This window comes from Idiomarina sp. PL1-037, from assembly GCF_034422975.1.
Taxonomy (GTDB): Bacteria; Pseudomonadota; Gammaproteobacteria; order Enterobacterales; family Alteromonadaceae; genus Idiomarina.
In genome coordinates this window covers 2,054,270-2,067,138 of record NZ_CP139873.1, presented here as the reverse complement: position 1 = coordinate 2,067,138, position 12,869 = coordinate 2,054,270, and the positions used below count along the sequence as shown (strand labels likewise).

Sequence of the window (12,869 nt, the reverse complement as noted above, 5' to 3'; positions counted from 1 at the left end):
AATTATATCAAGCCAAGCAAACTGTGTGGGCACTTGCAGAAGTTAAGCAAACAGAAATATTTGTATTGCAACTTTTGAATGAGTGTTCAGCAAGGTTTCATTAATGAAGCTAAGCAAAAACGCGTAATTCATTGAGTTGATTGAACTACTTTTAATTGAAGAGTTTGATCATGGCTCAGATTGAACGCTGGCGGCAGGCCTAACACATGCAAGTCGAGCGGTAACAGAGAGAAGCTTGCTTCTCTGCTGACGAGCGGCGGACGGGTGAGTAATACTTGGGAATTTGCCTTTAGGCGGGGGACAACCACGGGAAACTGTGGCTAATACCGCATAATGTCTACGGACCAAAGTGGGGGACCTTCGGGCCTCACACCTAAAGATGAGCCCAAGCGGGATTAGCTAGTTGGTGGGGTAAAGGCTCACCAAGGCAACGATCCCTAGCTGTTCTGAGAGGATGATCAGCCACACTGGGACTGAGACACGGCCCAGACTCCTACGGGAGGCAGCAGTGGGGAATATTGCACAATGGGGGAAACCCTGATGCAGCCATGCCGCGTGTGTGAAGAAGGCCTTCGGGTTGTAAAGCACTTTCAGCGACGAGGAAGGGTGTTGTGTTAATAGCACAGCACATTGACGTTAGTCGCAGAAGAAGCACCGGCTAACTCCGTGCCAGCAGCCGCGGTAATACGGAGGGTGCAAGCGTTAATCGGAATTACTGGGCGTAAAGCGTACGTAGGCGGCGTGTTAAGCAAGATGTGAAAGCCCCGGGCTCAACCTGGGAATTGCATTTTGAACTGGCATGCTAGAGTCCTGAAGAGGGTGGTAGAATTTCCAGTGTAGCGGTGAAATGCGTAGATATTGGAAGGAATACCGGTGGCGAAGGCGGCCACCTGGTCAGAGACTGACGCTGAGGTACGAAAGCGTGGGGAGCAAACAGGATTAGATACCCTGGTAGTCCACGCCGTAAACGATGTCAACTAGTTGTTCGTGTCATTAAGACGTGAGTAACGCAGCTAACGCACTAAGTTGACCGCCTGGGGAGTACGGCCGCAAGGTTAAAACTCAAATGAATTGACGGGGGCCCGCACAAGCGGTGGAGCATGTGGTTTAATTCGATGCAACGCGAAGAACCTTACCATCCCTTGACATCCAGTGAATTTTCCAGAGATGGATTAGTGCCTTCGGGAACACTGAGACAGGTGCTGCATGGCTGTCGTCAGCTCGTGTTGTGAGATGTTGGGTTAAGTCCCGCAACGAGCGCAACCCTTATCCTTAGTTGCCAGCACGTAATGGTGGGAACTCTGGGGAGACTGCCGGTGATAAACCGGAGGAAGGTGGGGACGACGTCAAGTCATCATGGCCCTTACGGGATGGGCTACACACGTGCTACAATGGCGCATACAAAGGGCAGCAAGCCAGCGATGGTTAGCGAATCTCATAAAGTGCGTCGTAGTCCGGATTGGAGTCTGCAACTCGACTCCATGAAGTCGGAATCGCTAGTAATCGTGGATCAGAATGCCACGGTGAATACGTTCCCGGGCCTTGTACACACCGCCCGTCACACCATGGGAGTGGGCTGCACCAGAAGTGGTTAGTTTAACCTTCGGGAGAACGATCACCACGGTGTGGTTCATGACTGGGGTGAAGTCGTAACAAGGTAGCCGTAGGGGAACCTGCGGCTGGATCACCTCCTTACAACTATGCTTATCTTTTGTGTAAACAAAAAATTGCGTCCTGCATTTTTTTGTATACCTCACATCCGTGTGAGTAAGTGTCCACACAGTTTGCAGGCTTGATATAAATAGAGAAGAAACTGGGTCTGTAGCTCAGCTGGTTAGAGCGCACCCCTGATAAGGGTGAGGTCGGCAGTTCAAGTCTGCCCAGACCCACCAAATTTGAACGATGGCTGCGTTGTTCGGGTATTCGCATACTGATGTATGCTTCACACCCTCTCGCCTTGCCCTCCTTCAAATTCCCTTGTCAGGGTTGCGGTGATGCTGAAAAGAGGGTTTCCCCGATGTCAGCACGCGCAGCATGAAGCTTCGAGAGCAAGGCGCACGTTGAGTGATTGAAGGAGCATACCTCGATGGTATGTGACTGATTGAGCGAATCGCGCAACGCCGCTATCGAAACTTCAGGCAAGCATTCGGGGCCATAGCTCAGCTGGGAGAGCGCCTGCCTTGCACGCAGGAGGTCAGCGGTTCGATCCCGCTTGGCTCCACCACTTCTTCTCTTAGTAACCGTTAGCGTTAAGTGTTCTTAAACAAGAATATTTACCGGTAACTAAGCGTTACGTGCTCTTTAACAACATGAAAAGCTGATTGTAATATTAAAAGTAAGAAATGCCACTCTACTTGAACAAACTGATTTGGTAGAGGCGTATCGAACTTGTGTACAGCGAGAACAAACAATCTTGGTCACGTATGCCAGACACCTTCGGGTTGTATGGTTAAGTGACTAAGCGTACACGGTGGATGCCTAGGCAGTTGGAGGCGATGAAGGACGTACTAACTTGCGATAAGCCATGATAAGCCAGTAAGAGGCACTTGAGTCATGGATTTCCGAATGGGGAAACCCACTCTGTTTACAGAGTATCCGGCACTGAATCAATAGGTGCCAGGAAGCGAACCCGGAGAACTGAAACATCTAAGTACCCGGAGGAAAAGAAATCAACCGAGATTTCCCCAGTAGCGGCGAGCGAACGGGAAGCAGCCCTTAAGCTTAACTTGTGCTAACAGAATCCGATGGGAAGCGGAGCCACAGACGGTGAGAGCCCGGTATGTGAAGGTGCATGATAAGTGAAATCGAGTAGGTCGGGACACGTGATATCCTGACTGAATATGGGGGGACCATCCTCCAAGGCTAAATACTCCCAACTGACCGATAGTGAACCAGTACCGTGAGGGAAAGGCGAAAAGAACCCCGGCGAGGGGAGTGAAACAGAACCTGAAACCGTGTACGTACAAGCAGTAGGAGCGGACTTGTTCCGTGACTGCGTACCTTTTGTATAATGGGTCAGCGACTTATATTCTGTAGCAAGGTTAACCGTATAGGGAAGCCGTAGGGAAACCGAGTCTTAACTGGGCGTTGAGTTGCAGGGTATAGACCCGAAACCGGGCGATCTAACCATGAGCAGGTTGAAGATTGAGTAACATCAATTGGAGGACCGAACCCACTTATGTTGAAAAATGAGGGGATGACTTGTGGCTAGGAGTGAAAGGCTAATCAAGCCCGGAGATAGCTGGTTCTCCCCGAAATCTATTTAGGTAGAGCCTCGGACGAATACCATTGGGGGTAGAGCACTGTTTGGGCTAGGGGGTCATCCCGACTTACCAACCCCATGCAAACTCCGAATACCAATGAGTACTATCCGGGAGACACACGGCGGGTGCTAACGTCCGTCGTGAAGAGGGAAACAACCCAGACCGCCAGCTAAGGTCCCGAAGTTATGGCTCAGTGGGAAACGATGTGGGAAGGCAGAGACAGCTAGGAGGTTGGCTTAGAAGCAGCCATCCTTTAAAGAAAGCGTAATAGCTCACTAGTCGAGTCGGCCTGCGCGGAAGATGTAACGGGGCTAAGCCATACACCGAAGCTGCGGCTGCATGATTTATCATGCGGGGTAGGGGAGCGTTCTGTAAGTGGGCGAAGGTGGTTCGAGAGGACTGCTGGACATATCAGAAGTGCGAATGCTGACATGAGTAACGATAATGGGAGTGAAAAACTCCCACGCCAGAAGACCAAGGTTTCCTATCCCATGCTAATCAGGGTAGGGTAAGTCGGCCCCTAAGGCGAGGCGGAAACGCGTAGTCGATGGAAAACAGGTCAATATTCCTGTACCGATGTTCATTGCGATGGGGGGACGGAGAAGGCTAGGTGAGCCGGGCGTTGGTAGTCCCGGTGAAAGTGCGTAGGCTGAGGGTTTAGGTAAATCCGGACCCTTAAGGCCGAGACACGAGACGAGCACCCAAGGGTGCGAAGTTATTGATGCCATGCTTCCGGGAAAAGCCTCTAAGCTTCAGATGAACATTGACCGTACCCCAAACCGACACAGGTGGTCAGGTAGAGAATACTAAGGCGCTTGAGAGAACTCGGGTGAAGGAACTAGGCAAAATAGTACCGTAACTTCGGGAGAAGGTACGCCACTGGCGGTAATTGACTTCGCGTCAAGAGCTGCTGGTGGCCGCAGTGACCAGGTGGCTGGGACTGTTTATTAAAAACACAGCACTGTGCTAACACGAAAGTGGACGTATACGGTGTGACACCTGCCCGGTGCCGGAAGGTTAATTGATGGGGTTAGTTTTCGGACGAAGCTCTTGATCGAAGCCCCGGTAAACGGCGGCCGTAACTATAACGGTCCTAAGGTAGCGAAATTCCTTGTCGGGTAAGTTCCGACCTGCACGAATGGTGTAACCATGGCCACGCTGTCTCCACCCGAGACTCAGTGAAATTGAAATCGCAGTGAAGATGCTGTGTACCCGCGGCTAGACGGAAAGACCCCGTGAACCTTTACTACAGCTTGGCACTGAACATTGAACCTACATGTGTAGGATAGGTGGGAGGCTTTGAAGCACTGGCGCCAGTTGGTGTGGAGCCATCCTTGAAATACCACCCTTGTATGTTTGATGTTCTAACATTGGCCCCTTATCGGGGTTGTGGACAGTGCCTGGTGGGTAGTTTGACTGGGGCGGTCTCCTCCCAAAGAGTAACGGAGGAGCACGAAGGTTGGCTAAGTACGGTCGGACATCGTACGGTTAGTGCAATGGCAGAAGCCAGCTTAACTGCGAGACAGACACGTCGAGCAGATACGAAAGTAGGTCATAGTGATCCGGTGGTTCTGAATGGAAGGGCCATCGCTCAACGGATAAAAGGTACTCCGGGGATAACAGGCTGATACCGCCCAAGAGTTCATATCGACGGCGGTGTTTGGCACCTCGATGTCGGCTCATCACATCCTGGGGCTGAAGTCGGTCCCAAGGGTATGGCTGTTCGCCATTTAAAGTGGTACGCGAGCTGGGTTTAGAACGTCGTGAGACAGTTCGGTCCCTATCTGCCGTGGGCGTTTGAGAGTTGAGAGGAGCTGCTCCTAGTACGAGAGGACCGGAGTGGACGAACCTCTGGTGTTCGGGTTGTCACGCCAGTGGCATTGCCCGGTAGCTACGTTCGGAATCGATAACCGCTGAAAGCATCTAAGCGGGAAGCGAGCCTCGAGATAAGCTGTCACTAGCACTTAGAGTGCTCTGAAGGGTTGTTGAAGACTACAACGTTGATAGGCGGGGTGTGGAAGCGTAGTAATGCGTTGAGCTAACCCGTACTAATTGCCCGTGAGACTTAACCATACAACACCGAAGTTGTTTGGAACGTTACGCACAAGCGAGCGACTTTACCGAATCGAATAAGTAGCCTGATGTTCACATCAGGTGAGATAGTGAATTCAACAGAGTGGCTTTTACTTAAAAAGCAGTCAGTTTTTACATGTTGTGACAGTTTATGTCTGGCGGCCATAGCGGTGTGGCACCACCTGAATCCATTCCGAACTCAGAAGTGAAACACACCAGCGCCGATGGTAGTGTGGGGTCTCCCCATGCGAGAGTAGGTCACCGCCAGACTACAAATAGAGAACCCCAGCCCAACCGGCTGGGGTTTTTTTATGCCTGTTCCACGGCCAGCTCTGCCCTCAGGGTTGCTGTGAATAGCCCGCGCCCCTTACACAAAGTCTCTCAATACCCCCCCCCCGAGCGCGTTGTTTATGACTATCTCATCTGTCATGTAATTGCATCAGGCGAATAAAAAACGACTTTTGGCGATAAAGCGAAAGGAGTTATTTAGTTTCGATAGTATATATTAAATCGCCACCTTGACCTTCAGTGGTTGAGGTCGATTCAAAAAGTAATCTCTCAGACAGTGTGTAACGCAATATGAAAGTAGAAGTTGGTTCTAGTAAACCTATTCCATATTTAACGTACAGACGAGGAGAGAGGTATTTACCTATATACAAAGAGGTATCATTGACATCACTGGTTTCAGAATCCAGTGACACTTCATCTAAATCAAAAGTGTCTTTTATGCTTTCGGTTAGAAACTTGGCGCTACGGCCACCAACTAATAATGCGGCCTGCAGCTCGAGGTTATTTGCATCTCCCTGGCTACCTGGCGGCTTTCCGAATAACAGGTACGAGAGGATAGTACTGTCGGGAAGAGGCGGTGTTGAAAAAAGGCTTAATTCAGGTCGGCTTATAGTACCGGTAACTCGAGCTCCTATTTTCTCAGGCGGTTGCTCGTCGATACCTGTTTTTTCAATATTACGTGTAACTTTAAGGTTTAGAGATGGGGTATCTAAAGGACCTCCGTTAAATAGCAGGTCACCGCGTTCAATAGCCAGTTTTTGTCCGTAAATTTCGTAATCACCGGATACGACTCCTATGCTGCCGTTACCTCGTGCAGCGGAATCGGGTTGTTGTGTAATCTGTAGTTTACCTTTTAAGTTACCGGCAAAACCCAAAGCCTCGACACGAACTTGTTCTCCTAAACTTAGTGTTATATCTGTATTAGTAGAAAACAAAGGAGGAGTTTTGGGTACATTCTTTAAAGTAACGTCAGCCGACTCCGTGGCAGCTTGATCTAAATTCACTGGCGTTATTCGAGCTTTAGGTAGATGTAAATTGCCCCTAATGAACACAAGATCTTTCTCAAGCTTTAGAGAAATATCAGGTGATGCAACAAGGAGAAGATCCGGGGTATCTAAAATTAATAGGTCTTTACCATTTATGGTTAGGTTACCTGCTCGCTTAAACGCATTGAGCTCACCCTCAATAGTAACATCGCCTTCGCCGATTTTTCCGTTTGCATTAACTGTAAATTCGCCAACATTTGCGTCTGCCGTTAGTTTTGCATTTAGCTGAGTAATTAATGTGCCACTGGCTAGTACAATGATTCTGTCTGCGTTAAGGTTAACTGTTCCTGAAGCACTTGGATCATTTAAATAGCCTGCAATATTGAGTTCAGCGCGTGTACTCCCATCGCCAATATCCACTTGCGGCGCTAATAAATTCAGCAACTCTAAACTTTTAGAATTTAATGAAACCTTTCCGGAAAGAGGGCTGTCAGGAGCTATTTCTTCGATAGTAAGTTTCCCTGATAGGTTAAAATCTATTTCCTCAGCTACCGCCGTCATTCCAATATCGATACCTTCGTTATCACGGTTTTTGGCGGTTAAGCTAAGCTGATTTAAAGTCACTTTTTCTTCACCGGCCACCACTTGGCTGTTATCAGCGTTAATAACTCCGTTAAGCTTCTGCAACGTCATATTTTCAGAATCGAAAGAACCGGCAACCTCAGCTGATATGGCTCCCGTTAGCTTGTAAGCGACGTCGGGTAATACAAGAGCCTGCAGTAAGTTCAGCGGAACTTCTCTGGCATTAGCATCGAAACTTATTACCTTGTCCTGCTGTTCTAATTTAAGGCAGAAGGGATTACCTATCCCCTGGTAAGTAAGACAGACTGGCGTAGTATTGAACGTGACGTCTTCATAGTTAAAACCTGCTGTTATAGGTTGGTTTAAGCTAATAGCATTGTAGTCAGGATGCTTCAGGTTGAATTTATTAACGCCTATTTCAAACTTTGGTTGGTTTAGTTGCCCACTAATATCACCGGTAGCTACAACCTCGCCTTTAACGTCAGAGAGTTCGCTTAAATCTTTAGACGTTACTTGCCAGGCGAGTTTTTTGCCGGGGCTGAGCGCCCCTTCAGCTACAAGCGACTGCGCTCCCCAGTTAGCATTGAACTGATCAACAAATAAGTAGGGCTCTGACAAACGCAGTTTCACTTCTGCATTGACCGTCCGCTGTTGATATTCACCCGAAATATCCGTAGTTAAAGATAGATTGTCTTTCCAATTGATATAGGCCTTGCCACTGACAGTTTCATCATTATGAGTAAGTTCCAGACTTAAGATACTTAGGCTGTCAGGCTTAAGTTTAGCTTCAGTAACAAGCTTTAAGTTTTCTTCCAGCAGGCCAGACAGCTTGTTGCTTAAATTAATTGCAAGTTCATCCAGTTCGCCTTTGGCCTGTAACCGGCCTTCGTGGCTGTTGATACCGTTTGGTTCGTAGGTTATTTCTTCCCAGCTTACTGAAGTATCAATTACCGGAGTCGTAGATAGTGAAGAAACGTTTCCCTGCAAGGTTAACTGTCCCTGGATATCGCCTTTAGAATGCACATTGAGTGGTGCGAAGTTTATTATGTTGTCTTGATAGCTAACGGCTCCGTCGATATCCATTGTCTGTTGGTTAACTGTGACAGTTATGTCAGGCTCTATATTGGCTTGTGTTAATCGGCCTTCACCACGTATATCTCCGCCTAAACTCAGTTCAACCTGGTCGGCTCCGACACTTGCCAGCCATTGGGTCAGGTTATTTTCCTGCCAATTACTGTCAAATTGCCAACTAAGCTTCTTCAAAGGGTTATAGATTTTAGCGGTAATTTCACCCACAAGTCCCTCGGACAGCTCACTATTTGTCGTCAGAGACCGAATGTCGCCAGTTATCTCCGTTTTTACTTTAAGAGAAGGGAAGTCTGGTGAGTGCACATGGGTGTTATTCTCAAGCTCGCTTTTAAAAGGGTAAGATAATTTAGTTTTTCCGGAAATCGCGGTGGTTAGGTATTGGTGCTCCATACGAAGCTGTCTGATATTAAGCTGGCCATCTGCATTAACTCTGGCTGATGCGTCAATCGTTAGTTCCTGCGAAGGGTTTTCTAAAATAAAAAAACGGCTTTCCTTAACCAGCAAGTTCCGCAAATTGACATCTAAAGGCAGCTCAATTTCTATGTCCTCAATAGAGGAGGATTCAGAATCAGCATCCTGACTCGGACTCTGAGCTGAACGAAGACGGATCTCGCCACCAAGGCTTTCGATATTATCTATTCGGATAACACCGGACAACAAAGCTAAAGGAGCCCAGTTTATGACTAACTTGTCCGGTGTATAGGAAAAAGTTTCGCTTTCAAAACGAAAATTTTCAAACTCAAATTCATTCAGCAGGGTTCCATGAAATGCTTTGTACTGGATGTCTACCGCTAGATATTTTTGTCCCTGAGTTAGTATCCAGCGGCTGCCAGCTTCACTGCCAACCAGGCTGACAGCCAGTAGAGGAACTAAAACAACCAGAACAAGAATTGTAATGGCCAACCAACGATAAATGCTCATAAATCGGGGCCTAAAGTAAAGTGCAGGCGCCAGGGCTTATCTGGCTCATCTATTGCCTGGGCCAGATCCAGGCGAACCGAGCCGATTGGAGAAATCCAGCGAATTCCGAATCCAACACTTTGTTTAAGCTTTTCATTGGGTTCAATCATGGCATTACCAATATCTGTGAATAAAGCGACACGCCAATTTTCCTTAAATCGATAATCAATTTCCGCGCTGGCAACAGCCAAATAACGGCCACCCAAAATGGTTCCTGTATCGTCTTCTGGTCCTAATTGCTCATAAGCGTAGCCGCGCACGCTGTTGTCTCCCCCAGCGAAGAAGCGTAGCGAGGGAGGTAGCTGATCAAAATCATCTATATAGGTAGCGCCGGCTTCGGCTCTGGCGAGAAAACGTATATTTTCTGTAACAGGGACAACCGCTTTAAAGCCAAGTTCCACGCTGGCCATATCGGCATCGGACAATAGTGCTTCACTTGCTGCTTTTAAAGTCACATCAAAGCGAAAGCCTTTGTCGATATTCAACCTTCCATCGGCTGTCATGTAGTTCCAACTAGCCTGTGGAATTAAAAACTGACTGGTTCCTGAACTTTCACCAATTTCGAAGTCATCACGCTGCCAGTTTAACCCATACTCGCGTCGCCATTTATCCATTGCAACAACGCTGGATGCACCAAAGCGATAGAGTCGGTTAGTTTGTCCTTCATTGTCTTTATCAAAAGCTTCCGCCCGAATCTGGTAGTAATCTGACTGTGGGTTTTTTCCCGGAATAATGTAGTTCGCGCCAATTCGGCTTTCTACTTCAGATAATTGCGTTATTCCCCGAAGTTGATGTCCTTGGGTATTTACCCAGCGGCGGTTAAGGCTGGCACTAATGCGTGCCCCGGTATCAGTACCGTAGCCAACACCATATTGGTACTGGTTTCTGAAGTTAGGTTCGGAACTGACAGAGATAGGTACTGCGTGCTCTTTGGCGCTTCCCCAGTCAGGACTGACCTGAACTTGAGAAAAGTATCCACTGTCACCCAATGCCACTTGTAATTGACTGAGTTTCTCGGTTCTGTAGCCTTCACCGCGTTCAAAAGGAACAAAACGATGGAGTAATTCATTGTCAAGTATATCTTGTTCAAAAGTGACCTGACCGTACTGGTAGCGTTTTCCGGAATCAAAAAGGACGTCTATATCAGCGGTGTTTTCTGCTATATCAATTTCGACATTATGTTTTATAAAGCGAGCATCGTGATAGCCGCGTTGACTCGCTAATGATAGTAACCTGGACTTAACTTGTTCGTAACTACTATGAATAAAACGTTGTTTTTCCTTGAGATTGCTATTATCTACTATGTTGTCAAACGCCTTATCTTCAGCTGCATCGCCCTGAATTTCCCACATATTTTTAGCAATTCGTACTGGGTCATTCAGTTCAACTTGATAGGCGGCTGACCAACCTTCGTCAACGGTTTCTAATTGAGCATTCACTTCAACCTGATAATATCCATAAGGGCGGAGTGCTTTTTTAATATCGGCAGTGGCTTGTCGGTGCAGATATCTAACTCTGTAGTCGGCATAACTCTTGTCTTTATCCAGACGGGCTATTTGCAATAGCGCCATAACATTGGTGTACTCGTCTCCCTCAACGCCGGAGACCTCAACTTCAACTGAAGCGAGAGCCAGTTCACTGAAAAGTATGCTAAAACTGAAAAGAATAAGTCGAAAGTAACGCATTGAAGTGTTATACCAGACAAAAAGTTAAGACATAATCGCATGCTTTAAGATTTCATGTAAATCATTGGTTCAATCCGGAGACGCTATGGCGATAGAAATTACGACAGCAGAAAAACGGTTGTTACAAAAAGTGAGTATTCCACCTCGCCCAGAAACATTGCTAACTGTGAGTCGTGAAGCCAAAAAAAGTGAGCCGGATGTTACCGTTATCGCTGAATCTATTTCGGCTGATATGAGTATAGCGGCTGCTGTTTTGCAGGTTGTCAACTCTGCCGCCTATCGCAGAGCGAGAGAAGTCGATTCAATTCAGCAGGCCGTTATGACGCTTGGTTTTCGTCGGGTTTTTCCAATTGTCCGGGCCGTTGCGCTTAAGTCGGCTTTGGCATCTGACTATGATCTCAGCGAGTTCTGGCGTTATAACGAGTGGGTTGCCAGCGCCTGTGTGATGATCGCTGAAGCCATAGGGCGGCCGGAGTTGAGAGATCATGCTTATATGCTGGGTCTTTTTCAGAGCTCGGGAATACCGGTGATGCTGGCTGAGTTCGATGATTATGCCGACTTACTCAATGCTGCAGAAAGCACTCCGTGGCAGCAAGTTCAGGCCAAAGAGCAGGAGCGCTTTCAGACCACACATACCACTATCGGTGCGCTGCTGGCACAACAATGGAAGTTGCCAAAAATAGTTGTTGAAGTTATTTATTACTTGTTCGAAGACAGTTCAATTTTCAATCATTCCAGCGAACTCGACAATTTAACCCTCGACTTATTGGGAATACTAAAAATATCGCGGTACGCAATTGATTTGAGAACACGAAGTTTGGCCGGAGAAGAAGAATGGCAGTATGTTCAGGATGGCGTACTTGAGCATTTTCAAATTGATGAGTTTAAAGTGGATGAGATGCTGGAGATTGTTCATGAGGAACTTTTTGACATAGAAGCCTAGCCATAATTGTTTAATTTATCTGCAAACGGTCGGTTAAGCCGTAAATATCGCTTGTCTGAATACTGGGTGTCGGTATAATTCTCTGCTCAAGCGTTAGGGGCGTAGTTCCAATTGGTAGAACAGCGGTCTCCAAAACCGACGGTTGGGGGTTCGAATCCCTCCGCCCCTGCCAGTTTCTAGCTGGCTATCCTTCCCAAGCTTGAGTAAACTGCATTTATCTGTTTTCAACGGTAATCGTCATGCTCCCAGAATGGACCAGTCAACAACGCGCCGCATTACAAGTTATGGGTATTCCCGTGTGGGAAAAGAAAAGTGCGCCGGCATCGGTATTTTATTATCGTCTGGGTCCTCTCTATTTACGTGGACAGAATGAGTTGCCTGTTTCTCTGCCCGGTTGGCTTGATGACCTTTGCTTGTATCTCGGACAACGCCCGGTTGCTATAAAAGCCCCCTCTAAAACTCCAGACTTGTGTTTCGATTACACGGAGAGTCTTAACGGTTCCGTTCCGGTTGAAACAAAAAAGTCCCTCTGGCAGCAACTGGCACATGCAAAGCTTTAACATTGAGGATTTTCGACCCGGTGAGCTTGAATTTTCGGTCGAAAAAAAAGCACATAGTACCCCCTGGTCCTGGTCTGTATTTAGCGAAAGTTATGGCGAACAATATCGTTGTCGGCGGCTATTACGCGACTCACGGGTTATTGGTTTTACTATTAGCCAGTTAGTTGCCGATGAATTGACGTTGCACAACATTGCTGTGGATCCTGACTTTCAGGGACAGGGCTTTGGTTACAAACTCATGCAGGACTTATTAGACTATGCTGAAAAGAAACACTGCGTTGTGTTTCTGGAAGTTCGTGCTTCCAATGCTGCCGCAATCCGCTTATATGAACGCAATGGATTTGATACGGTAGGGCGCAGAGTCAATTATTATCCAGCCGCCGATGGGCGCGAAGACGCGTTAGTTATGCGTTGGGAAAGCGAATAACCAAATGGAGTAA

5 protein-coding genes, 3 tRNA genes and 3 rRNA genes are annotated in these 12,869 nt (G+C 47.5%); 9 read left to right on the top strand and 2 right to left on the bottom strand.

The annotated features are described in order from the left end of the window. Positions 1 to 152 precede the first annotated feature (152 nt). The 5 genes from U0358_RS09690 (at position 153) to rrf (ending at position 5,606) form a co-directional block, all read left to right on the top strand. Positions 153 to 1,695: ribosomal RNA gene (locus U0358_RS09690) — 16S ribosomal RNA — on the top strand. Positions 1,696 to 1,815: 120 nt separating this feature from the next. Further along, positions 1,816 to 1,892 (top strand) — tRNA-Ile (locus U0358_RS09685). 256 nt (positions 1,893 to 2,148) lie between these two features. After that, a tRNA-Ala gene (locus U0358_RS09680) sits at positions 2,149 to 2,224 on the top strand. A 223-nt stretch (positions 2,225 to 2,447) separates the two neighbouring features. Beyond that, positions 2,448 to 5,336: ribosomal RNA gene (locus U0358_RS09675) — 23S ribosomal RNA — on the top strand. A gap of 154 nt (positions 5,337 to 5,490) precedes the next feature. Then, positions 5,491 to 5,606: ribosomal RNA gene (gene rrf, locus U0358_RS09670) — 5S ribosomal RNA — on the top strand. The 16S, 23S and 5S rRNA genes sit together here with 2 tRNA genes alongside, the layout of an rRNA operon. A 212-nt stretch (positions 5,607 to 5,818) precedes the next feature. Here rrf and U0358_RS09665 read toward each other — a convergent pair. After that, entirely contained in the window at positions 5,819 to 9,202 is a 3,384-nt protein-coding gene (locus U0358_RS09665) for a translocation/assembly module TamB domain-containing protein (protein ID WP_322406136.1), read from the bottom strand. After that, positions 9,199 to 10,926, bottom strand: a complete 1,728-nt coding sequence (locus U0358_RS09660; RefSeq protein WP_322406135.1) for an autotransporter assembly complex protein TamA — start codon at positions 10,924 to 10,926, stop codon at positions 9,199 to 9,201. The genes U0358_RS09665 and U0358_RS09660 overlap by 4 nt, the downstream gene beginning before the upstream one ends. An 85-nt stretch (positions 10,927 to 11,011) precedes the next feature. On the opposite strand from U0358_RS09660, the gene U0358_RS09655 reads away from it, so the two are divergent. The 4 genes from U0358_RS09655 to rimI all read left to right on the top strand — a co-directional run bounded on the left by U0358_RS09655 (position 11,012) and on the right by rimI (position 12,856). Next, a complete protein-coding gene (locus tag U0358_RS09655; RefSeq protein ID WP_317498751.1) occupies positions 11,012 to 11,869 on the top strand; it encodes an HDOD domain-containing protein in 858 nt (285 codons plus the stop codon). Between the two features lie 95 nt (positions 11,870 to 11,964). After that, positions 11,965 to 12,041, top strand: a tRNA-Trp gene (locus tag U0358_RS09650). Between the two features lie 67 nt (positions 12,042 to 12,108). Further along, positions 12,109 to 12,429, top strand: a complete 321-nt coding sequence (locus tag U0358_RS09645) for a hypothetical protein (RefSeq protein ID WP_322406134.1) — start codon at positions 12,109 to 12,111, stop codon at positions 12,427 to 12,429. Then, positions 12,416 to 12,856, top strand: coding sequence for a ribosomal protein S18-alanine N-acetyltransferase (gene rimI, locus U0358_RS09640; RefSeq protein ID WP_322406133.1), 441 nt, complete (start codon positions 12,416 to 12,418; stop codon positions 12,854 to 12,856). The genes U0358_RS09645 and rimI overlap by 14 nt, the downstream gene beginning before the upstream one ends. The last annotated feature ends 13 nt before the right edge of the window (positions 12,857 to 12,869 follow it).